This window comes from Mesorhizobium sp. WSM4845 (assembly GCF_055811455.1).
The window spans coordinates 58,317-80,439 of the sequence record NZ_JBVVQA010000004.1 but is presented as its reverse complement, the minus strand read 5'-3'; the positions used below and the strand labels follow the sequence as shown (position 1 = coordinate 80,439).

Here is a 22,123-nt window from a genome sequence, read left to right as displayed (position 1 = left end):
CCCTATGGTGCACCTTGGCCGGCATGACAACACGTCCCAAAGTACTCTACGCCACCGAACCGAACCTCGACGCAGCCGAGTTCCGCCGCGTGCTGGTGGAATCCGGCCTCGGCGTCACTCGGCCCATCGATGACGACGTCCGTCTGAAGGCGATGCTTGCCAATGCAGATCTGGTGTTGACGGCGCGCCTCGATGCGCCTGGCAAGCCGCTGATTGGCCTCGCCCGAGGCATCACCGACTTCTCGTGGGTGTGCTATATTTCCGAGCTCGCCGTCTGCAAATCGGCGCAAGGGCTCGGCATCGGCAAGGGCCTGCTCGACGAAGCGCGGCGGCAGCTCGGGCCATCCGTCGCCATGTCACTGATCTCCGTGCCCGACGCCGTCGGCTTCTACGAACGGATCGGCATGACGCGGATGGCGGACGCGTTCTGGTTTGGCCGCGAGCGCTGACGGCTGGCCTTGCGGTGCGGAACCCTTTGATGCCCGCCAGCGTCAGATCACATTCAACTCCCTGAAAGCCCGCCCCTCAGCGACACGGCTGTACCCAAACGCCGAGCAGTCCACCGTGCGGTAGCCGCCATGCACGATCAGCTCGGCCAGCGCCTTGCCGACCGCCGGCGCCTGCTGCAGGCCGTGGCCGGAAAAACCATTGGCGAAGAGAAAATTCTGCACCTGCGGATGCGGGCCGATCACCGCGTTTTGGTCGAGCGTGTTGTAATCGTAATGGCCGGCCCAGGCGCGCGTCGCCTTGATCGCCTCGAAGGCCGGAATGCGGGTCGCCAGCACTGGCCAGATTACCTCTTCGAACAGCGGCCAGTCGGGCTCGAAATCGCTGGGATCGGCGGGGCCGTCGCCGTCTTCCGGTTCGGCGCCGCCGGTGATGTAGATCGAGCCTTCTGGCCGGACATAGATGCCTGAGGGATCGACCAGCAGCGGCATGTCGTCATATTTCTCGCGCGCCTCGAAGATGAAGACATTGCGCTTGCGCGGTTCCACCGGCAGCACCAGTCCGGCCATTGCCGAGACTTTTCCGGCATTCGGCCCGGCGGCGTTGACGACGATGCCGGCGTCGAGCCTTTCGCCATTGTCGAGGCTGACGCCGGTGACACGGTCGCCCTGCCGTTCGATGCCGGTCACGTCGGCGGTGATGAAATCGATCTTTTTGTCGCGCAGCGCCTTGCGGAACAGCATCAGCATGGCATGCGCGTCGAACCAGCCCTCGCCGCTGCGGCCATAGGCGCCGGCGGTGATGCCCTCGGCCGACAGCCATGCAAACCGGCGGACGAGCGCCTCCGCATCCTCAAGCACGATGTCGGCGCCCTCGGCCAACTGCGTCTGGTGGTTGGCCTCAAGGATCGGCAACCCGTTCTCGCCGGCAAGGATGAGGTAGCCGCCTTCGCGAAAACCGATATCGGCGTCGGCCCCGAACTCTTCCGTCAGCCGCCGGAACAGTTTCAGCGTGAACTGCGACAGCCGGATGTTTTGCGGAATCGAAAACTGCTGGCGGATCGAAGCGCAGGACAGCGTCGTTGCCGCATGGGCAAACTGCGGGTCGCGCTCGACCAGCGCGATCGAGCCCGAAAACCCTTCCGCGCGCAAATAATAGGCGATCGAGGAGCCGACGATGGCTCCGCCGATGATGACGACGTCGTAGCGCACTTTTTCGCTTCTCCAGTTCTGAAGCATGATCCCGAAGCCGGTTTTCTGAAACGATCATGCTGCAATTCATACAGCCGGCAAGATGATCTCGAAGCGCGTGCCGCGCTCGGAGTCAACCAGGCGGATCGTGCCATCATGCGCTTTCAGCAGGGCCAGAACGATGCCGAGGCCCATGCCGGTGCCGCCGCAATCGCGGCGTGTGGTGAAGAATGGCTCGAAAATACGCGCGCGGTTGCTCGGCGAAATGCCGGCGCCGTCGTCGCTCACCTGGATCGTCGCCTTGCCGCCTGCGCTCGCCGCCGTGATCGAAACCAGCGTCGCGCCATGCCTTGCCGAATTGTCGATGAGATTGGCGAGCACGATCGCTGCGTTCTCGGCCGAGATGCGCAGGCCGGTCTCGCCGCCCGCCTCAATACGAAGCGCCAGCCTGTCCCCGGTCGGCAACAGCGCCAGGGCCGCACTGAGCGACGTGCTTTCGCCGCTGGGCGCAAGATTTTCGGCGCGCGCCAGGTCGAGCAGACGACGCACCAGCAGATTGAGCCGCCCGGCGTCGGTGACGATATTGTCTGAAAACCGCCGCCGCTCGGCCTCGTCCATTGCGCTACCTGAATCGCGCAGCAGTTCGGCCGCCCCCTGGATCGCCGTCAGCGGCGATTTGAGCTCGTGCGAGACATGGGTGGCGAAGGTCTGGATGCTGTCGGAGCGCGCATGCAGCTTTTCGGCCATCTCGAGGAAAGCGTCGGACAGCGCTGCCATCTCGCGCGTGCCATGATGGTCGAGCGGCCTGATCGCTGCTCGATCACCGGCGGCGATCCGCTTTGTCCGCTCCATCAGCGCGTAGATCGGCCGGCTGACGGTGCGCAGGAAGATCAGGCCGATGAGCAGCGTGCCGCCGAGGATGGCGATCGCCGCCAGCACCACCTTGCCGCGCTCGCCATAAAGATGCTTGACGATGTTGTTCGGCGTCCGCGACAGATAGACGACGCCGGCGACCTTGCCGTCGACGGCGACCGGCATGGCGACGAAGACGCGGACTCTCGTGCCGCGGCTGACCGAATAGAGCGAAGGTGAAGGCTGGTTCGGAACCCTCTGCCGGAGCGCGCTGGCATAGCGGCCGGCAAGTGCTGCGCGAACCTCGCCGACGGCGCCGAGCGACAGGCCGATCTCCTCGCGTCCGGCGATGACGACGCCTTTTGGGTCGAGCAGCCGAAAGCCGGCAAGCGTGGTTTTCTGCGTCTCGGCAAGAATACCCGACAGCCGCGCGCCGATCGCCGTGAAGGCGGGATCGACGGTGGCGACCGTCGCCGCAGGCCGTGTCGCCAGAACCCTGTCGGACGCAAGATCGAGGCTTGGCTCGATCGGCCGGTAGGGAGAGTCCGGATTGTCGCTGTCGGCAGGCACGGCCGCGCCGAGCTTTTCAGCCGGGATGCCGGCGTCGCGGACCTCTTGCGCATGGATGGCGGCAAGGGCGGCGCCCTGCGCGATCAGCTCGGCCTCGGCCTGGCGGATCAGCTGGTTCTCGTAGAGCCTGAAGAAGAACAGGCCGACCAGCGGCAGCGCCATCACCATGATCAGGATGGCGACAACGATGGTGGCGAGGCGCGGCCGCCATTTATGCGCGGTCACGCGCCGCACCGGCCGAGCCGGAAGCCGACGCCATGCACGGTCTCGATCGCATCTGTGCAGCCGGCCGCCGCCAGCTTGGCGCGGATGTTGCGGATATGGCTGTCGACGGTGCGGTCGGCGACATGGATGTTGCCGGCATAGGCATTGGCCATCACCATGTCGCGCCCAAGCACATGCGCCGGGCGCGCCAGAAACCCCTTCAGGATGGCGAATTCGATCGAGGTCAGCACCAGCGGCCTGCCGTCGAAGCTGGCGGCGTGGCTGGCCGGCAGCAAAGCCAGTCTGCCATGCGAGAATTGCCTGTCGTCGGCCTGTTCGGCTTTTGCCGGGCGGGCGCGCCGCAGGATGACGTTGACGCGGGCGACCAGCTCGCGCGGGCTGAACGGCTTGGTGACATAGTCGTCGCCACCCATTTCGAGCCCCAGGATGCGATCGATTTCTTCATCACGCGCGGACAGGAACAGCACCGGCACATCGGATGTGTGCCGCAGCCGCCGGCAGACCTCCAGCCCGTCCATCTCCGGCATGCCGATGTCGAGCACGACAAGGTCGGGCGCGCGGCGCTCGATCGCCTGCAAGGCGGCGGCGCCGTCGGCTACCGCAACCGTTTTCATGCCGGCCTTTTCAAGCGCGAAACAGATGATCTCGCGGATGTGCGGATCATCGTCGGCGATCAGGATGTGATGCGGCATCGATCAGCGGCCCGGCACGAAGGGTTCGGAGCCCTGAGGAACCACGAACGGGATAGACGTGTCGAGAGTGCGAAGGAGCCGCCAGTCGCGAAAGCTCCAGGCGCGCCAGTTTTCCTGGGCCGCGCGGTAGCGGGCCTCGTCCTGTCCCAGCAAACGGGCGAGTTCGCGGTAGGGGGAAAAGCTGGCCGCCTTCGTCCTGGCCTGCTGCTCGAGGAAGCGATCGAGTGCCGGCCGGGCGCTGGGACCGAGCGAACGCAGGTACCAGAAATCGAGCTCGGTTCCGTGGCCCGTCATTTCGAATGAGTGCTCGACATGTAGTTGGCGATCAGGGCGGCAAAATTGATTAACGAGCAGGCATAAAGCGTCGCCGATAGCGTCAGAAGATTGGCGGAAAGCAGCCATTCATTGGATTTTCCGAGCGCGATGCGGGCGATGATCAGGGCAAGGCCCGCCGCCACCAGCCCCATCCAGACGAAGGCGGCGACGCGCCAGTAGGTCAGCGCATAGATGCCGACATAGAGTTCAAGCCGCAGGATCGACGAGATGACCAGCACGATGTTCTGCGCCACCCAGACATAGACCAGCCGGCGGATGAACGGATCGCTGGAAGTGGCACTTCCCGGCCTGAGCGCCGCCAGCACGAAACCGGCGGCGAGCAGCGCCGTGACGATCAGCGGATAGGCGCCGCGGTGCGCATAGGCGGCGTAGGTCAGCCCGTCGGGCAGGGCGATGCCGCCCCACAGATAGGTGGCGTCGAGCGCGGTCTGCATCGCGAACAGGATGTTGAAGATGACCAGCGCGCGAAGGATGGCGGCCTTGCCGAAGATGATGTCCTCGATCGCCCTGGCGGGTTTTGTCGTCGTCGTCACCGCGCTGACAGGGACAGGTGTCACCCGACGCGCAATGCGGCGCAAGAAGCGCGGCAGGCGCGGGCGCAAAAAAGCCCAGACGCCGGCAAGCACGACCAGCCAGAAGGCCAGCCGCGGCAGCTGGATGAGGTCGAGCAGTGCGTGGAGATCGATCAGCGACAGCCAGTATTCGATAACCGGATTGGCGGCGCCGAACAGCGCCAGAAACACTGCGCCCAGGGTCAGCGGCATGATCCAGACGGCGATCGCCGCGAAGCCGATGCGCCGCCGGCCAAGCCGCCGCGCCGCCTTGCGCCAGCGGACGAAATCGTGGACGAACCGAAACGGCGCTGCGAGCAGGAACAGCGCGACCTGGCCGGCAATGCGGGCAAATCCGCGCCGCAGCCGCCCGACCAGCGAAAGCGTAAAGACGGCCAGCGCCGCAAGCCCGATCGCGACGGACAGCGCGCTGACATTTTCAAGGAACGGCAGTAGCCCGACAAGCAGGGCAACGGGTTTGAACCAGGCCCGGCCGGCGCCGAGCATCGACGGCTGGAGCGCCGCGGCCGCGGCGGCCAGCGTCATGCCGAACAGGAAGAGCGTGATGCCGACCGGCTGTCCATAGAAGAAGAAATCGGCCAGCGCGGCAAGCAGGACGGCAACGCCGAAGCGCGCGCAAGTGCCCGGCGCGGCGGTAAGCAGCGATGTCATGATCGGGTTTTCTCAGCGGCTTTGATCCGGCCGGGGGGCGGAGATTTGCGGATGAAGGGAAAGAGAGTCGCCGAACGCGGCGGATCGATGAGCCAGCAACCGTCATCGCGGAGGGGCAGGGACCAACGGGGCTTTTCGCGCTCTTGCATGCGCCCTTTTCGCCGGCCGAAATGCAGGCAGCGAGGCGGGTCCGAGGAGATTTTCCGCAATGTTGTGCAGTTTTTGTGCAGGGTCAGGAATCACTTCAGCTTTGAATCCGCCCCGTCACCCCTTTCCGGGCGCTTGCGCTGCCCTCACCTGCCTGCCGGCATCCTCTCCCCGTATAGTGACGGGGAGAGGGGTGCTCTCATCGCCGGTTTCGCCAATCACCTGCGTTGCAAGAATGGCGTCGAGGCTGCGCCAGCCCCTTCTCCCCGTCCCTATACGGGGAGAAGTGCCCGGCAGGGCGATGAGGGGCGGCGCCAACTTCGATGATTGGCTTGCATCCAATGCAAGCTATGACTGCCCGAAGCGATTGCCCTGTGTGCTTGCTTCGATCGCCTCCAGGCGGCATAGATCAGGCATGACTGAAACCTGCCGCCCGCGCCGCTCGGTGCTTTACGTCCCGGCCTCGAATGACAAGGCGCTGGCCAAGATCTCGTCGCTGGCCTGCGATGCCGTCATCATCGATCTCGAAGATGCCGTCGCCCCGGCCGATAAGGTTTTTGCGCGCGAAAAACTGGCTGATATTTTCGCTCACCGCGCAAACCTGCGCTGCGAAATGGTCGTGCGCATCAACCCGCTCTCCAGCGAATGGGGCGCCAAGGACTTGCTGGCGGCGGCAAGCTGCGAGCCCGACGCCATCCTGCTGCCCAAGGTCGACACGCCGCGCGACGTCCTGGAAGCCGGCGACGTCCTCGACGACAATTTTTCACCCGACGCGGTGAAGCTGTGGGCGATGATCGAGACGCCCAAGGCGCTGCTCAACATCGGCCCGATTGCCGAGCTTTGCCGCGATCCGGCCTCGCGGCTGGTCTGTTTCGTTGCCGGAACGAACGACCTGGTCAAGGACACCGGCATTCTCGCTACGCCCGACCGGCGCTATCTCACGCCATGGCTGATGCAGATGGTACTCGCAGCACGCGCCGGTGGCCTCGACCTGCTCGACGGTGTCTTCAACGATTTTCGTGATCTGGACGCTTTTGCGCGCGAATGCACGGAAGCAGCCGCCATGGGGTTCGACGGCAAATCGCTGATCCACCCGGCCCAGATCGATGCCGCAAACCGCGCCTTTGCACCATCTGCCGAAGCCGTGGCCGAGGCGCGTGCGGTCAAGGAGGCCTTCGCGCTTGCCGAAAATGCCGGCAGGCAAGTCATTGCGCTGAACGGAAAAATGCTCGAGCGGCTGCATCTGGCGCAGGCCGAGAAACTGCTGGCGAAGGCGGCCGCCAGCGCGGCATGATTGGCAACTTATCACAGGAATGAAAAATGAAACTCTACCGCTTTCTGTCCGGCCCGGACGATTCCAGCTTCTGCCACAAGGTGACGGCGGCGCTGAACAAGGGCTGGCACCTGTTCGGCTCGCCAACCTATTCCTACGACAAGCAGACCAAGGTCATGCGCTGCGGCCAGGCCGTGGTGAAGGATGTCGAGGGCCAGGAATACGGCCCTGGCACCAAGCTCAGCGATTGGTGACATCGCATCGAGCATAAACATCTTCCAGATGTCGGCGGGCCAGCACCCCCTCTGTCCTGCCGGACATCTCCCCCCTCAAGGGGGGAGATCGGATGTCGCATCGGCTTTCGCCAATCTTCAGAGTTGCAGGGTGTGCGGTGCGGGCCAAAGCTGCCAGTCTCCCCCCTTGAGGGGGAGATGTCCGGCAGGACAGAGGGGGGCCGCGAAGGAATGAGACGTCGATCCCTTTACTCGGCCGCCTCTTCGATCCGCTCCATATCATCGTCCGACAGGCCGAAATGGTGGCCGATCTCGTGGATCAGCACATGGGTGACGATATCGCCCAGCGTCTCCTCGTTCTCGGCCCAGTAGTCGAGGATGGCGCGGCGGTAGAGCGTGACGCGGTTCGGCCCCTCGCCGGTCTGCGGATTCCAGCGCTCGGCGATGCCGCGCCCCTCGAACAGGCCGAGCAGGTCGAAAGGCGTTTCCAGCGACAGGTCGTCCATGATTTCGTCGGTCGGGAATTCGGCGATCTGGATGACGATCTCGCCGGTCAGCTTGCGAAACTCCTCCGGCAGATGGGCGTAAGCTTCTAGCGCCAGGAACTCCATTTCCTCCATCGACGGCGAAAGCTCGTCGTGCCAGGTACGGGTTTTGTAGATGCGGGCCATGCTTTGTCCTTCTGATCCCGGCATATAGGCTTTCGCGCCGGACTCGGCAATTAGCCGGGTTGCCGCCTTTCGCTGACAGGAATAAATTCCCCATGACTCCGCTTGACTCTTCGGCCGCCCTCTGGAATCTATTAGAACATAACAGGAACAATTGTGAGTGGAAGCTGACCGTCATGGCGACAAGCGCCGTGGCGCGGGAGACTGTTTTTGCCCTGCGCCGCCAGATCGCGAAGATCGAGGGAACGCTGCCCGAGCGCCTGCAGGCGCCGGCCGCAGCCCCCGTTGATGCGCCCCGGAATCCAACAGCTGATGTCACGCCCAAAAAAATCACGCCCAAAAATCTGACAATCGTCCGCCGCGGCCTCGCCGTGGCGCCGCCCGATGCGTTTCTGCGCACCGGCGCCGAAGATCTCGATACTGCGCTCGGCGGCGGCCTGCCGAAGGCGGCGCTGAGCGAGATCCATGGCGCCGCGACCCGCGATGCCGGGGCCGTCGCCGGCTTCGCCCTGTCGCTCGTCAGCCTGATCCTCAAACAGGGGCCGCGACTGCCGGTCCTGTGGATCGGCACCGCGGAAATCTTCCGCGAGGCCGGCTTCCCCTATGCCACAGGACTTCATCGCCTTTTCGGCATCGAGCCGGAGCAATTGCTGTTTTCCGAGGCGCCAAGGCTCCTCGATGCGCTGTGGACCGCCGAGGAGGCCGCCCGGATGACGGCGCTCGCCGCCGTCATCCTCGAAATCCGCGGCAGTCCGCAGCGGCTGGACCTCACCGCGACGCGGCGGCTGCACGCCCGGGCACAGAGCGCCGGCGGGCCGGTGTTTTTGCTGCGCCAGGCCGGCGAACCCGAGCCGACGGCGGCACCCGTCCGCCTCGTCCTGTCGGCGGCGCCGTCGGCACCACGCCAGACGATCGCCGGGCCGCTCGCCGGCTCGATCGGCCGTTCCGCCTTCACCGTCAGCATCGGCAAGAGCCGCACCGCCTTGCCAGGACAATTCACACTGGAGTGGAACCCCGATGAACGCAGTTTCGAGGAAAGAAGGGCCGGGGAAAGACGGCAAGAACGGGCAGCGAATCCTGTCCCTGTGGTTTCCGCATCTCGCCGCGGAAAGGATCCTGCGCCAGCGTCTGGGGCGGTCCTGGCGTTCGCGGCCGTCGGATCACCTGCCGCTGGTGATCAGCCATCGCCAGGCGAACGCGCAGCGCATCGCCGCCCTCGACGAGCGGGCTGAGGCGCTTCATCTGAAGCGCGGCATGGGCATAGCCGACGCGCGCGCCATGCATCCGTCGATCGACGTCGTGGAAGCCGATCCCGAGGCCGACCGCCGCCTGCTCGAAAGCCTCGCCGACTGGTGCGACCGCTACACCCCGCTGGTGGCGATCGACGCAGCCGATGGCCTGTTCCTCGACGTCACCGGCTGCACCCATCTTTTCGGCGGCGAACGGGCGATGCTGGACGACATCCTGTCGCGCTTTTTCCATCAGGGTTTCGATGTCCGCGCCGGCCTTGCCGCCACACCAGGTGCAGCCTGGGCGGCAGCGCGGTTTTCTGGTGATCGCATCGTCCCCGGTGGCGAGGAGGAGGCGCTTCTCGCACCCTTGCCGCTGACGGCGCTGCGCATCGAGCCTGACATCCGCGCCAGCCTGGAAAGCGTCGGCCTGCGCACGGCGGGCGCCGTCATGGCAGCACCGCGCGCGCCGCTCGCCCGCCGCTTCGGCAGATCGCTGCTTTTGCGTCTCGACCAGGCGCTCGGCCGCCTCGACGAGGCGGTGTCGCCGCGCCTGCCGGTGGCGCCGCTTTCGGTCGAACGCCATCTCGCCGAACCGATCATGCTGACCGACGAAATAGAGCGGCTGGTGAAAATGCTGGCGACGACATTGAAGGCGGACCTCGAGCGCCGCGGCGAGGGCGCAAGAAGGCTGGCGCTGCTGCTTTTCCGCGTCGACGGGGCCGTCAGCCGCATCGCCGTCGGCACCTCGCGGCCGTTGCGCGAGCCGTTGCTGATCCAGAAATTGTTCCACGAGAGGCTTGCCGCGCTCGAACAGGACATCGATGCCGGCTATGGCTTCGATCTCGTGCGCCTCTCGGTGCTGTCGGCCGCGGCCTTCGACATGCAGCAGGCGGATCTGACCGGCGAGACGCGCGACGACGGCGCCGACATCGCGCTTTTCGCCGACCGCATCCGCGCCCGGCTCGGCGACAGCGCGGTTTTGAAACCGGTCGCCGTCGAGAGTCATCTGCCCGAGCGCGTCGTCGCCATGCTTCCCTATGCGGAGGCGCCGCAAAGGGTCTCTGCGCCGAAGCAGCCGGACAAGATACAAGACACTTCCAGGCCTGTCTTGCGGCCGGAACGGCCGATCCGGCTGTTCCGTTCGCCCGAACCGATCGAGGTGCCGGCCACCGAAATGCCTGAAGGACCGCCGCTGAACTTCCGCTGGCGGCGCGCGCTCTACCGGGTGGCGCGCGCCGAAGGGCCGGAACGCATCGCCCCGGAATGGTGGCGGGAGGCAGCGGGGCAGGAAGCGACCCGGGATTATTTCCGCATCGAGGATAGCGACGGCCGCCGTTACTGGCTTTATCGCCAGGGTCTCTACGGCGCCTCGCAGGCGGCGCCGCGCTGGTTCATGCATGGGGTCTTCGCATGAATGCGCTGGCGGTCGTCCCCTATGCCGAATTCGGCATCCAGTCGAATTTCTCGTTCCTGCGCGGCGCCTCGAAACCGGAGGAGCTGGTGGTCGCGGCAAAGTTTTTGGGCTTTTCGTCGATCGGGCTTGCCGACCGCAACACGGTGGCTGGCGTCGTGCGCGCCTGGCAGCAGGCCAAGGTGGAAGGTCTTTCCTGTCATCCCGGCTGCCGCCTGGTTTTTTGCGATGGCACGCCCGACGTTCTCGCCTATCCGCAGGACCGCAAGGGCTGGGGCCATCTGTGCCGCATGCTGACGCAGGCCAATATGCGCGACGACAGCGAAAAGGGCGCACCGCTGCTCTATCGCGACGACCTTTTCGAATGGGGCGATCGCATGTCGCTGGCGATCCTGCCCGATCTGTCGACGCCGGCCGAGGATCACCTCAGGCTGATCAGCCGCCTGAAAGATCGCTTCGGCAAGACCCTGCGGCTTGCCGTTTCGCCGGATTATCACGGCAACGACCGCTACCGTATCGAGCAGGCGGCTGCCATGGCCGAGGCATCAGGCATTCCGCTGATGGCGACCAACGACGTTCTTTACCATACGTCCGAACGGCGCCGGTTGCAGGACGTGCTGACGGCGATCCGCCTCAACGTGCCTGTTGCCGAAGCCGGGCTGGAACTGGCGGCCAATGCCGAGCGCCATTTGAAGCCGCCAATGGAGATGGCGCGGCTGTTCCGGCGGCATCCGCAGGCACTGGCGCAAACCCAGCACTTTGCCGGCGAATTGAGCTTCTCTCTCAGTGACCTCCAATACAACTATCCCGACGAACCGACGGAATCGGGCCTCGGGCCCCAGGCCGAACTGGAAAGGCTGGCTCTGGAGGGAGCCGCGATACGCTACCCCTCGGGCGTTCCCGCCGATGTGACCAGGCGCATCCGCGAAGAACTCGCTTTGATCGAGCGCCTGAATTATGCGCGCTATTTCCTGACAGTCTACGACATCGTCAAATTCGCCCGCAGCCAGGGCATACTCTGCCAGGGACGTGGCTCCGCGGCCAACTCGGTGGTCTGCTATTGCATCGGCATCACCGAAGTGGGGCCCGAGCGGATCGATTCGCTTTTCGAGCGTTTCATTTCCGAGGAAAGAAACGAGCCGCCCGACATCGATGTCGATTTCGAGCATGAAAGGCGCGAAGAGGTCATCCAGTATATCTACTCGAAATACAGCGCCAAGCGCACCGCGCTTGCCGCGGCCGTCGTCAGCTACCGGGGCCGCTCGGCGATGCGCGAAGTGGCCAAGGCGATGGGCCTGTCGGACGATGTCAGGAGCGCGCTGTCCAGCTCGATCTGGGGCTGGTCGACCTCGGAGCTCGGCGAAAAGGAGACCGGGGCCGGCGGCCTAGATCAAACCGATCCGTCGACAAGGCAGGTGATCGAATGCGCCAACGAGATCATGGGCTTTCCCCGTCATCTGTCGCAGCATGTCGGCGGCTTCGTCATCACCAGGGACCGGCTCGACGAGATCGTGCCCATCATCAAGACGGCGATGGACGAACGCAAGATGGTCGAGTGGGACAAGGACGATCTCGACGCGGTGAAAATCCTGAAAGTCGACGTGCTGGCGCTCGGCATGCTGACCTGCCTGCAGCGCGCCTTCACGCTGCTTGAAGATCATTATCCCGATGCGCGCGATGATTTTGGCCGGCCCTATGTGCTGGCCACCCTCCCTGCCGAGGACAAACATGTCTACGACATGATCTGCCGCGCCGACACGATCGGCGTCTTCCAGATCGAATCGCGCGCCCAGATGTCGATGCTGCCGCGGCTCAGGCCGAAAACATTCTATGACCTCGTCATCGAGGTGGCGATCGTGCGGCCCGGCCCGATCCAGGGCGACATGGTCCACCCCTATCTGCGCCGCCGGCAGGGCAAGGAAAGGCCCGAATATCCCAAGCCGGAACTGGAAGAGATACTCGGCAGGACGCTGGGCGTGCCGCTGTTCCAGGAGCAGGCGATGAAGATCGCCATTGTCGCCGGCGGCTTCAGGCCGGGCGAGGCCGATGAACTGCGCCGCGCCATGGCCACCTTCAAGCGCACCGGCACGATCGGCAATTATCGCAAGCGGATGGTCGACGGCATGATTTTGCGGGGTTACGAGAAGGACTTCGCCGAGCGCTGCTTCAAGCAGATCGAGGGTTTTGGCGAATATGGCTTTCCCGAAAGCCATGCCGCCTCCTTCGCCCTGCTGGTCTATGCCTCCTGCTGGTTCAAGACCTTCTATCCCGACGTGTTCTGCGCCGCGATCCTGAATTCCCAGCCGATGGGGTTTTATCAGCCGGCTCAGCTTGTCCGCGACGCGCGCGACCATGGCGTCGAAATCCGCGAGGTCGACGTCAATTTTTCCGGTTGGGATTGCGCGCTGGAGGAAGTGCCTTTCGACCCGGCCGGCATCCTCGACCGCCATGCCGAAATGCGCGGCATCATCCGGACCAGCCATGCCGTCCGGCTGGGTTTTCGCCAGGTCAAGGGCCTGTCGAAAGAGCGCATGGAGGTGTTTGTCGCCAGACGTGGCGACGGCTACGCATCCGTTCGCGATGTCTGGCTGCGCTCGGGCCTCCACGTCGACGAGATCGAGAAGCTGGCGCAAGCCGACGCTTTCCGTTCGCTCGGCCTCGACCGCCGCGACGCCCTGTGGGCGGTCCGCGCGCTCGACGGCAGGAGTGCCACGGAGACCCTGCCGCTGTTCGACCGGCCGGCGATCCGCTTGCGCGATCTCGAACCCGAGACCAGGCTGCCGACAATGCCGCTCGGCGAGCACGTCGTCCACGACTACCGTTCGCTCGGCCTGTCGCTGAAGGCGCATCCGTTGGCCTTTCTGCGCCAGCGGCTGGACCGTTCCGGCGTCACCCCCAATGCGCGCCTCGGCCAGGTTCGGGACGGCAAGCGCGTTTCGGTCGCCGGCCTTGTCCTGGTGCGGCAGCGGCCGGGTAACGCCAAAGCGATTTTCCTGACGCTGGAAGACGAGCAGGCGGTCGCCAACGTCATTTTTTGGGAAAGAACCTTCAACCGCTACCGGCCCATTGTCATGGGCGCGCGGCTGGTCCGCGTCACCGGCAAACTGCAGTCGGAATCGGACGTCATCCACATCGTCGCCGAGAAGGTCGAGGACCTGACACCCTGGCTGTCCGTGCTTTTGCAGGAGAAGCCCGATGTCCCTGTCGTGCAAAACGACCGGCAGGACATCGCGGGGAAGGCAGAAAGGGTTATGCCCAAGGGGCGCAATTTTCAATAGGGGATGTGTCGGCGGGACAGCGAAGGATCACCACGCTTCAGGACGGCCCACCCAACCGCGGCGGCGGCAATCCGTCGTCGAAGGGGAGCGAGCGTGCCTCCGAAGGCAGCATGATCGGAATGCCGTCACGCACCGGATAGGCAAGCCGCGCGACCCTCGAGATGAGCTCGCCGCGCTCCGGATCCCAGCTAAGCGGACCCTTGGTCAGCGGGCAGGCCAGCAATTCCAGCAGCTTGGGATCGACATTGACCTTCTTTCCCTCACGCCCGTCCACCATTTTTGCCAGTCCTCTCGTTCGTCCTCAGTCTTCGTGCGTTGACGCTGCCCCTCACCTGCCTGCCGGCATCCTCTCCCCGTATAGTGACGGGGAGAGGGACGCTCTCATCGATGGTTTCGCCAATCACCCGCGTTGCAGAACGTCCGCCAAGGCTGCCGAAAGCCCCTTCTCCCCGTCCCTATACGGGGAGAAGTGCCCGGCAGGGCGATGAGGGGCGGCGCCGACTTCCGCAATTGGCTTAGTCCCAGCGTTCCTTTTACTTTGCCTACTGCAAACTCGAGCCGAAATCCTCGTTTTCGCGTGCCAGCGCCATTTCGGTGATGGCGATCAGCGTTTCGGCGCGTGTCTTCAGGTCCGCCGCTTCGAGCAGCGCCTGTTTCTCGGCCGGCCCGTAGGGAGCCATCATCGACAGCGCATTGACCAGCATGGCGTTTTCGGCGCGGCTGACGCTTTCCCAGTCGGCTTCAAGATCGTTGGCCTGCAAATAGGCGCGAAATGCCTTGAGCAGCGCCGGCCGGTCGATCTCGGCCTCCGCCTGATCTTCGTCGAGATCGGTGAGAAAGGGCGCAAACCGGCACTGGCGGAAGGGCGTCTTGACCGCAAGCTCCTGCACGATGCGGAACCGGCACACACCTTGCAGCGAAATCAGGTAGCGGCCGTCGCCGCTCTCGGAAAGCGCGATGATGCGTCCGGCGCAGCCGACATTGCAAAGCGCCGGCTCGCCGTCGGCACGCCGCGCGCCGTCGAGGCTGGGCTGTATGACGCCGATCAGCCGCGGTCCGGCGATCGCCTCGTCCACCATCTCCAGATAGCGCGGCTCGAAAATGTTGAGCGGCATGCGGCCGCCCGGCAGCAGCAAGGCGCCTTCAAGCGGGAAGATCGGCACCGTCGGCGGGAAATCCGTATCGAGCCGGTAATGCGCGTTTCCCGCCTGCACGTCAAACCTCCGCTCGCTCCCTCAAGAAGCGCATCAAGCCCGCCCATCCCTTAGCAACCTGGCGCAAAATCGTCACCAGGCGAAGAACGGATCGGTCAGGCCTCCTAATCTGGCGCAGCCGTCGCCGACCGCAAGACCGTCACGCAAAAACAGCTTGAGGCTGCGCTCAGGAAAACAGCAGCGACGACAATTTGCGCCGCGCCGCCAGCGTTGCCTCGTCGGTCATGCCCCATGCCTCGAAGAACTGCAGCAACTGCGTCTTGGCGCCGTCGTCGTTCCACGAGCGATCGGCTTTGACGATCGCCAGCAGATTGTCGGCTGCGGCCATGCGCTCGCCGTTGGCGTTCTGGATCATGGCAAGCTCGAAACGTGCCTGATGATCCCCGGGGTTCTCAGCCAGGCGGCGCTCGAGCTCGGCCGGATTGCCAAGTGCTTGTGCCTGCACGGCGAGCGCCATCTTGGCGCGCACCGCGGCGAGCGGCGGCGCATCCTTTTTTGCTTCCGGCGCCCGCGCCAGCACGGCTTCGGCGCCCTCGGCATCGCCGGCCTCGAACAGCAGATCGCCCAGCCCGGCAATCGCTTCGATCGTCTCCGGCGCCTGTTCCAGGATCGCGTCGAAAATGTCCGCCGCGGTATGCACATCGCCGGCGGCGCGCGCCTCCGCGGCCGCGGCAAGCGCCTCGGCCACCTGCGGCGCACCATTGCCCTTGCCGCCGACCTTCTGGATGAAGGCGGCGATCTGGCTCTCGGGAATGGCCCCCATAAAACCGTCGACCGGCTGGCCGTCCTTGAATGCGATGACTGCCGGTATCGACTGGATGCCGAGCTGTCCGGCGATCGAAGGATGGTCGTCGATGTTCATCTTGACCAGCTTGACCTTGCCGCCGGCGGCGGTGACCGCCTTTTCCAGCAGCGGCGTCAGTTGCTTGCAGGGCCCGCACCATGGCGCCCAGAAATCGACGAGCACCGGCTGACGGCGCGATTCCTGGATGACGTCGGCGGCAAATGTGGCGGTCGTCGTCTCCTTGATGACGTCGGCAGCGACAGGCGGGTCGCCAAGCGCCACTTTCGCGGGGGTGGCGTCAGTGCCGCCATACTGCTCAGTGGTGGCATACTGTCCGGCATTGCTGCCAAACGGGCCGCCAAATTGATTGTTGTCGCTCATCTCGTGCCCTTTCGGTCGCCGCCCGGCCGCCAGCCCGGCGCAACATCCTTAATTCTCACTCAGAAGCCGGTTTGTCGTCATCCATGTGGCGATCATGCCGTGACTTTCAAGATAACAGCATCATGCCCGGTTGCCTCGACGAATTTGACCAGGTCGGCGGCGGCGATCGATGTCGTTGCCTCGTTGGTCAGCGGATGGGCGTTGATGACGGCATGGCGCATCAACTCCTGGTCGAGAACGACCTTGACCCGCAACTGCGTATCATTGATCAAGCCGAACACGGTGACCGCACCCGGTACGACGCCGAGAAGCTCCATCAGCATCTCCGGCTTGCCGAAGGAAACGCGCCCGGCGGCGCCGATGATTTGGTGGATCTGCTTGAGATCGACCACCGCCTCCTCAGCGACGCTGACCAGGAAGAAATTGTCCTTCCTGTCCTTGAGGAACAGATTCTTGGTATGCCCGCCGGCGATTTCCCCGCGCAGCGCCTGCGAATCGGCGACCGTGAACAGCGGCGGATGGCGGAGCGTCGAGACCTCGATCCCGAGATCGGCGAGAAAGGCGAAAAGCTCGGCTTCGGTTTTCGCCATGTCGTTTCTTGTCGGACTTTCTTGTTGTTGCGGTTTGGCTTGTTGTCGTGGTTGGATCATGCCGTTTACGGCCAATGACGCGGCCGAGACAAGACCATTGCGCAGCAAGGCTGCCGATTGCATTCCCATCCGCGCTGGGAAGGCTCGTTTACGTCGCCGGGTGCGGCCAAAAAACCTGCGACTTCCCTGTTGCAATCGCCGCGCCCTTCAGCCATATAGGCTCGGCTTGCGGCCCAAACGCCGCGCGAGCGGGTGTAGCTCAGGGGTAGAGCACAACCTTGCCAAGGTTGGGGTCGAGCGTTCGAATCGCTTCACCCGCTCCAGTTTCCCCAAGGGGAATCAAGCCATCGAAAAGCCGCGGTTCGCCGCGGCTTTTTCGTTTTCGGGGTTGTCGAAATCGCAGTTGGCTTAGGCAGCTCAGAAGGCCATGGTTACCGCGCGGTTACGAGTTCGCGAAGCTAAGAAGTCGTATGGGATCGCGACGTCACCAGGTCTCCCTGAAGTGCGCCTTTGCCACAGATTGCGCCTATCTCTCTACAAATTTTTCCCTTTCATTTTCGGCGATTGCATAGGGATTGCTGAGATCGAAATCATCTTCTGGCGGTCCAATTCGCATTGTTTTGGCGATATGATCCAGCGTCGGCTTAACGCCATCGATCGCCTTTATTGCCGGCTCCAGGACGGTAAGCGGACTGTAGCTGAACTTGCGATCATCACTTTCTACCAGCTGGGGAAGCCAGCCGCGTGCGAGTTCAACATTGCCATGGAAGTCGGTAATTGCCAGAACCACCTCCGGGGCAAGCAGGCCCAATTTGTTTGCGAGCGCCTTGTAGAGCAACGGCTCTTGAAGTCGGGTCAACTCGAGGAAGTGTTTGTCGAACGTACCACCTCTCATTTCAGTCTTCGCCACGATGTTGGCCGTTCGTGCTAATTCCTTCCTAATGAGGACGATCTCGCCGTATAGGGCCGCAGCGACCGAGTCGGCTTCCTCCCACGAAGCAGGGCATCCCTTCTGCGGTTTAGCCGAAAATTGACGAGTGCGCCGACGACAAGCGCGCAGATACCGAACAAAAAGCCGGCAAACGAGCCTAGCAAGCTCGCTTGCGCACCCTGTAGTTCTGACAGCCATTGCCACATCCCTAACCCCTCTCAAGGCTACGCCAACTTTCGCAAACAATGGCTGCCTAGCACATTGGATTTCTTGACAGCCTCGACTTTGCGCACTCTTGTGTCCGAACCTTTTGCCGGCAGCCTGGACCTGAGCCTGCGCAGAAGGGCAACTATCCGCGGCTGCCTCAGCTACACCCTTATTTCAGGATCGACCCAGGTCGCGATCTCAGACAGTGTCGCTTTGAACTTTGGGAAGTCCGTCGTCCATCCAGGTAGGTTCAGCTTCTCGAAGATATTCGAGAGTTTGCTCCGCCTTTGAGTATCCCCAGGCTAGTTTCAAGATCGACTTTCCACATGACCTGCGCGTCAGAGGATGTGCGGTGCTTCTCAATATTCGCGCGCTGCCGCACCATCTGCGGCTTAACGGTTTGGTCGGGCAGCCGGTCCTCGTCAGTCAAGGCACACCAGCGAATCCCCAGCGCGGACGCGATGTAGGCGAACGAGGGAATGGCGGTGCAGCTGCCACACAAGGTGATGCTTACCGCATGGCCATCAAGATCAAAGCCCAGCTTTTCCATTCCGTATTTCAAGCTGAAGGTATCGGATGGACCTTCGCAGAACACTGCTGCCGTTCCAAAAAGGAAGTCGTGGGAGCCATTGTCGTCAAGCTTGGACTGAAGTTTGGCCGGCGCTTCAATCTTGTCCGTGTAGACGGTCCTCATCGACACGCTACCTTTGGTGCGGACGAGGCGGGTTATAGCCATCTTGTCCTCGAATGACACAAGCTCGGAAGAGTGCGTAGTGTAGATAATGGTCCATCCCTTCGTCGCCAGGTCGCCGAGGGTTTTCCGTATTTTTCGACGAAGGTGCGGATGCAGGTGCGTCTCTGGCTCTTCGAGCAAAAGAACTACTCGCTCTCGGATCAGCTCGGGGTAAAGAGTTAAGGCTTCCAGGGCAGCGAGACGGATAACACTCTGCCAACCGTCGCCCATACTTCGCAATGGCGTTGGAGCGCTCTCCGGATCCGTTGCCATCGAGATCATTAGCTGCTGCGCTAGCCAATCCTTGATCGACTGAGTGCTGGTCTTAAGATCAATGCGGGCTGCCCCCCCGACGTAGCCGCTGAAGACCCTCTCCAGATCCGGTTTCATGACATCCTTCCAGAAGGGAAATGCCTCAACAATTTGCTGGAAGAACCGATACCCATTCTCCAATGTAGCTGGCATCTCCCGCTTATCACCGTTCACGGTCTCCATCTCCCAACTGTCGCTCATGAACCGCTCTGCCAAATGCCTCGACAGCTTCGCGAGCGGGCCGGTCTTCCAGATGTAAAGGGAAGCCTCTATGTCCTCCGGCTTGAAGAACCAGGTTTCCGGCAGATGGTCGCGGACTTCGTCTATCTTCGCGTTCACTGTTTTCCAGCCGACATTTTGATCGACCAGGGCCTTCCTATCGGCCTCAGATTGCTTTGTTCGAAGATTGAGCGTGATGGACTTACCGTCCTTTCCCAACAGCGTTCGAGTATGGCTGAAAATGCCGTCCCTGCTGGTCTTACCTACGACTTGGACTCCGTGAACGAACGTTGCATCACCGATTGTCCGGACGGCAGGCAGCGCCAGTTCACCGCCAGCTTGAAAATGGACTTGAACCAAAAATTCTTTTGACCGGCTGCCCGTCGAATCGCAGAGTAGTCAGTTTCGGCGGGCGACCAATTGTAGAACTCGGCTTGGTGAAACGCCAAAGCAATGGCGTTAAGCACTGTAGTTTTACCGGCGTTGTTAGTTCCGATTAGGACAGTTGGAAACCCTGGTTGCAGTTCGAGCTCAAAATAATCGATTCCGCGAAAATTTTTGATTACGACTTTCGACAATCTGTAATCGACAGGCATCGTATCGCACCCTCGAAGTTGAACATACCCGCCTCGGCGATCAGCCGCTGTCCGACTTATGTCGGTCGCATGGGCGGACCATTAACTTATACTTGTAAAGGTTAGCGTCCTACGAAAGCGATGGCGGGGGACGACAAATTGAAGATGGTTTTAAACGGGCTCAACGGGAGCTACCTGCGAAACATTCTTGAAAGCGCGGCGGCCGAACTGAAAAACGGCTCCAATCTGACCGAACGGGTGGACGCGGCCGTAGCGTATGTTTCAGACCAAGATCTTCTTTTTGAGTGGTGTTGGAAGCGAGATATTCCTCTTCGGTTTTGGGGGCGCTTTGATGAGGGCGTCCCGATCAGTCCACACATCCTTAAACGTTTCCTTGATCGCAAATCCCCAAACTACGTTTGCAGACTCGTCAGACAGTTTCATCCAAAGGTGATTTGGTGGAGAGGATTTGGAGTCTACATCGGTTCTGCTAATCTAAGCCAGTCTGCTTGGTGGAAGAATGTCGAAGTCGGTGTTTTCCTCACGGCGACGAGTTGGTATGCGACAACAAGGCTCTGGAACTTGAATTGTTTTTCCAAGCTGTTCATGCCCACTCGTCTCCACTTACCGACGAGCTTTACGCTTTGATCGAGCAACGATCTGCCGCCTTGGACAAACAGGCCGCAATTGATCGCGAAGCTGCAAAGAAATTTTGGAACACCGACTACGTGCAGCCATGGGAGGGGCTTGGGAACGTTTCAGGCAAAGCCGCCCTCGACCTCAGGAGAGATGCGTTTCTGAATGAGTGGATGCAGACGCTTCAACTCCTCCGCGATCTGGCCGCAAAAGTTTCCGCCGATGAGAATAGACCAAGTTGGGTCGCCAAGGATGCACCTTGGGGCGCTCAGGCTGACCAGTTTCTCCATGCGCACTACTATCAAAATACGTTCGATGGTCGGCGAGCCGATTAAGAGACGCATTTTAAAAGCCACCAAACAAACCCCGGCTTGGCTGAAGAGACAGCCTTGTCTTGGTGGCGATCTCTTAAGTCAGCTCCAAACGGTGAAGACCTCACTCTTAACAAGTGGGCACCATATCTTCGTCAGATGCTAAGCGCCGAGCGCATCATGGCGACTACGGAGGGCGAATTTGCTGAGATTCTGTCCCACATCCACGCTGCAATAGAATACGCGCGCCGAGTGTCAAACCGGGCGGTGGGTCTTCAGGAGGGCCCTCCTTACAACATGTCCGAAAAAGTGATCGCTTTGGCCAAACACATCTATAAGCAGCCAGAGAGAGGTGGGCCGTCACCGGTGGCGACCTTGAATTATGTACTTTACGGCGGCCCTGCGAAGGAACTGCCTAGCCGCATGTGGGATGCTTTGCACGACCCAAAGTTAAGAATTGAAAACTTCGGCATTAGCGCGATGGGCGAGCTAGTAGGCTGGGCCCTGCCGAACCAATTTCCACCGCGCAACGGCCGTATTTGCGTTCTTTGGGACACGACGTCACGGTGCACGTGTGATTGAACGGTTTGATGCGTACTAGGGTCCCGGAAGGCGTAACCATAGAGACGCTCGCTGCCTTCGCTAACGCACAGGGCGGTACGTCGCCGATCGGCATCGCTGGCAACGGATCGATCTCCCGCGATAATGATTTCAGGGCACATAGTGTTTAGCTCTACTCAGCCTGGCGTAGCAGATACTCAGCCGTCCTTTGGCTTGTCTACGAGTTTCTCGACCAGCCGCCTGAGCTCGGAAGGAGTGGTGTGCCCGGCAACAACCTCGTGATAACCGATCCCTGCCCTTCGTGGGGCCTCCTTCTTGACAGCATCGCGCGCTGCGGCGAGACCTTGGTGATGGGCGCCGCCTTGGTATTCGATCGCATGTCGGGGCTGGCAGTCCTCGTTCACCAGAAGCAGGTCGACCCGTTTCGAGTTGATGCAACGGTAGGCGTCCGCGTCCTTGCTGCGCAGAATTTCGCCTAACGATACTTGTGCCATCACCTGCCATCCGGGATTGCAGCCTATCACTATGGTGTCGAGCTCCCGGAATACGCGCGCTTCGCTCTTGTTGAGGAGCGGCTGTATCGTGAAGTGAGCCCCCATAACGATGCGTAATTGGTCAGCAGCGTCGGGTTGTTTTGGAGTGACTGGATCAGGCTTCGGCGCTAACGGCCTGTTATCTATTTTGCTCCAATCGCGCTTCCTGTCCCAGCGCCAACGGTTCTTTTCCCGCCACGCCTGCCGTCGTATCTTTGAACAGAACCGCTCGACGGCCATACCACCAAAGGCGCCGACCAAGAGAACGGCGATCAGCAGATGTGGCTCTTCGACCAACCAATAATCTCGGGGGGCATGCCGGTAATCTTACTGGACGCGGGTTCTTGTAATAAGCCACG

The 22,123-nt window shown here is 62.3% G+C and carries 22 protein-coding genes and 1 tRNA gene; 9 read left to right on the top strand and 14 right to left on the bottom strand.

The window, feature by feature from the left end; all coding sequences use genetic code 11:
• The first annotated feature begins 23 nt into the window (after positions 1-23).
• On the top strand, positions 24-449 hold the full coding sequence (locus AC0L2C_RS06325) for a GNAT family N-acetyltransferase (protein WP_023803775.1): 426 nt from the start codon (positions 24-26) through the stop codon (positions 447-449).
• Between the two features lie 42 nt (positions 450-491).
• On the opposite strand, the gene AC0L2C_RS06320 is transcribed toward AC0L2C_RS06325, so the two are convergent.
• The 5 genes from AC0L2C_RS06320 to AC0L2C_RS06300 form a co-directional block, all read right to left on the bottom strand.
• Entirely contained in the window at positions 492-1,658 is a 1,167-nt protein-coding gene (locus AC0L2C_RS06320; RefSeq protein ID WP_128170059.1) for an NAD(P)/FAD-dependent oxidoreductase, read from the bottom strand.
• Positions 1,659-1,724: 66 nt separating this feature from the next.
• Positions 1,725-3,221: an ATP-binding protein gene (locus AC0L2C_RS06315; RefSeq protein ID WP_287225293.1), complete on the bottom strand. Its 1,497-nt coding sequence runs from the start codon at positions 3,219-3,221 to the stop codon at positions 1,725-1,727.
• A 59-nt stretch (positions 3,222-3,280) separates the two neighbouring features.
• A complete protein-coding gene (locus AC0L2C_RS06310; RefSeq protein ID WP_128170058.1) occupies positions 3,281-3,976 on the bottom strand; it encodes a response regulator transcription factor in 696 nt (231 codons plus the stop codon).
• Between the two features lie 3 nt (positions 3,977-3,979).
• Entirely contained in the window at positions 3,980-4,270 is a 291-nt protein-coding gene (locus tag AC0L2C_RS06305) for a hypothetical protein (RefSeq protein WP_473522991.1), read from the bottom strand.
• Positions 4,267-5,535: a DUF4153 domain-containing protein gene (locus AC0L2C_RS06300; RefSeq protein WP_473522990.1), complete on the bottom strand. Its 1,269-nt coding sequence runs from the start codon at positions 5,533-5,535 to the stop codon at positions 4,267-4,269. The genes AC0L2C_RS06305 and AC0L2C_RS06300 overlap by 4 nt, the downstream gene beginning before the upstream one ends.
• A gap of 562 nt (positions 5,536-6,097) precedes the next feature.
• Between AC0L2C_RS06300 and AC0L2C_RS06295 the strand changes: the two genes are divergently transcribed.
• Positions 6,098-6,976, top strand: coding sequence for an HpcH/HpaI aldolase/citrate lyase family protein (locus AC0L2C_RS06295; protein ID WP_031257179.1), 879 nt, complete (start codon positions 6,098-6,100; stop codon positions 6,974-6,976).
• Between the two features lie 26 nt (positions 6,977-7,002).
• On the top strand, positions 7,003-7,209 hold the full coding sequence (locus AC0L2C_RS06290) for a DUF1737 domain-containing protein (protein ID WP_023804277.1): 207 nt from the start codon (positions 7,003-7,005) through the stop codon (positions 7,207-7,209).
• 227 nt (positions 7,210-7,436) lie between these two features.
• Here AC0L2C_RS06290 and AC0L2C_RS06285 read toward each other — a convergent pair whose 3' ends face one another.
• The gene (locus AC0L2C_RS06285; protein WP_023802719.1) at positions 7,437-7,859 is read right to left on the bottom strand and encodes a metallopeptidase family protein; all 423 of its coding nucleotides are present in this window, start codon (positions 7,857-7,859) and stop codon (positions 7,437-7,439) included.
• 173 nt (positions 7,860-8,032) lie between these two features.
• Between AC0L2C_RS06285 and AC0L2C_RS06280 the strand changes: the two genes are divergently transcribed.
• Genes AC0L2C_RS06280 through AC0L2C_RS06270 form a run of 3 tightly spaced genes read left to right on the top strand, consistent with a single transcriptional unit; the run spans position 8,033 to position 13,777 of the window.
• Positions 8,033-9,088 (top strand): ImuA family protein, encoded by a 1,056-nt coding sequence (locus tag AC0L2C_RS06280; protein WP_128170056.1) that lies wholly within the window; start codon positions 8,033-8,035, stop codon positions 9,086-9,088.
• Positions 9,030-10,502, top strand: a complete 1,473-nt coding sequence (locus AC0L2C_RS06275; RefSeq protein WP_128170055.1) for a DUF6504 family protein — start codon at positions 9,030-9,032, stop codon at positions 10,500-10,502. Before AC0L2C_RS06280 ends, AC0L2C_RS06275 begins: the two co-directional genes overlap by 59 nt.
• Positions 10,499-13,777: an error-prone DNA polymerase gene (locus AC0L2C_RS06270; RefSeq protein WP_473522989.1), complete on the top strand. Its 3,279-nt coding sequence runs from the start codon at positions 10,499-10,501 to the stop codon at positions 13,775-13,777. Before AC0L2C_RS06275 ends, AC0L2C_RS06270 begins: the two co-directional genes overlap by 4 nt.
• 37 nt (positions 13,778-13,814) lie before the next feature.
• On the opposite strand, the gene AC0L2C_RS06265 is transcribed toward AC0L2C_RS06270, so the two are convergent.
• The 4 genes from AC0L2C_RS06265 to AC0L2C_RS06250 form a co-directional block, all read right to left on the bottom strand.
• Positions 13,815-14,054: a Trm112 family protein gene (locus AC0L2C_RS06265; protein ID WP_023802715.1), complete on the bottom strand. Its 240-nt coding sequence runs from the start codon at positions 14,052-14,054 to the stop codon at positions 13,815-13,817.
• A 265-nt stretch (positions 14,055-14,319) separates the two neighbouring features.
• Positions 14,320-14,991, bottom strand: a complete 672-nt coding sequence (locus AC0L2C_RS06260) for an LON peptidase substrate-binding domain-containing protein (protein WP_023802714.1) — start codon at positions 14,989-14,991, stop codon at positions 14,320-14,322.
• Positions 14,992-15,157: 166 nt separating this feature from the next.
• Complete coding sequence (gene trxA, locus AC0L2C_RS06255) at positions 15,158-16,156, bottom strand: thioredoxin (RefSeq protein WP_473522988.1); 999 nt, start codon at positions 16,154-16,156, stop codon at positions 15,158-15,160.
• Positions 16,157-16,248: 92 nt separating this feature from the next.
• A complete protein-coding gene (locus AC0L2C_RS06250; protein WP_473522987.1) occupies positions 16,249-16,746 on the bottom strand; it encodes a prolyl-tRNA synthetase associated domain-containing protein in 498 nt (165 codons plus the stop codon).
• 248 nt (positions 16,747-16,994) lie between these two features.
• On the opposite strand from AC0L2C_RS06250, the gene AC0L2C_RS06245 reads away from it, so the two are divergent.
• Positions 16,995-17,069, top strand: a tRNA-Gly gene (locus tag AC0L2C_RS06245).
• Positions 17,070-17,272: 203 nt separating this feature from the next.
• On the opposite strand, the gene AC0L2C_RS06240 is transcribed toward AC0L2C_RS06245, so the two are convergent.
• The 3 genes from AC0L2C_RS06240 to AC0L2C_RS06230 all read right to left on the bottom strand — a co-directional run bounded on the left by AC0L2C_RS06240 (position 17,273) and on the right by AC0L2C_RS06230 (position 19,744).
• On the bottom strand, positions 17,273-17,656 hold the full coding sequence (locus tag AC0L2C_RS06240; RefSeq protein ID WP_473522986.1) for a hypothetical protein: 384 nt from the start codon (positions 17,654-17,656) through the stop codon (positions 17,273-17,275).
• Between the two features lie 478 nt (positions 17,657-18,134).
• Positions 18,135-19,367 (bottom strand): ATP-dependent nuclease, encoded by a 1,233-nt coding sequence (locus AC0L2C_RS06235; protein ID WP_473522985.1) that lies wholly within the window; start codon positions 19,365-19,367, stop codon positions 18,135-18,137.
• A gap of 44 nt (positions 19,368-19,411) precedes the next feature.
• On the bottom strand, positions 19,412-19,744 hold the full coding sequence (locus AC0L2C_RS06230; RefSeq protein ID WP_473522984.1) for an AAA family ATPase: 333 nt from the start codon (positions 19,742-19,744) through the stop codon (positions 19,412-19,414).
• A 138-nt stretch (positions 19,745-19,882) separates the two neighbouring features.
• On the opposite strand from AC0L2C_RS06230, the gene AC0L2C_RS06225 reads away from it, so the two are divergent.
• Both AC0L2C_RS06225 and AC0L2C_RS06220 read left to right on the top strand, forming a co-directional pair.
• Positions 19,883-20,371, top strand: a complete 489-nt coding sequence (locus AC0L2C_RS06225; RefSeq protein ID WP_473522983.1) for a phospholipase D family protein — start codon at positions 19,883-19,885, stop codon at positions 20,369-20,371.
• Complete coding sequence (locus tag AC0L2C_RS06220) at positions 20,368-20,694, top strand: hypothetical protein (RefSeq protein WP_473522982.1); 327 nt, start codon at positions 20,368-20,370, stop codon at positions 20,692-20,694. Before AC0L2C_RS06225 ends, AC0L2C_RS06220 begins: the two co-directional genes overlap by 4 nt.
• A 734-nt stretch (positions 20,695-21,428) precedes the next feature.
• Here the strand turns inward: AC0L2C_RS06220 and AC0L2C_RS06215 are convergent.
• On the bottom strand, positions 21,429-22,004 hold the full coding sequence (locus AC0L2C_RS06215; RefSeq protein ID WP_473523087.1) for a DUF2726 domain-containing protein: 576 nt from the start codon (positions 22,002-22,004) through the stop codon (positions 21,429-21,431).
• Positions 22,005-22,123 lie beyond the last annotated feature (119 nt).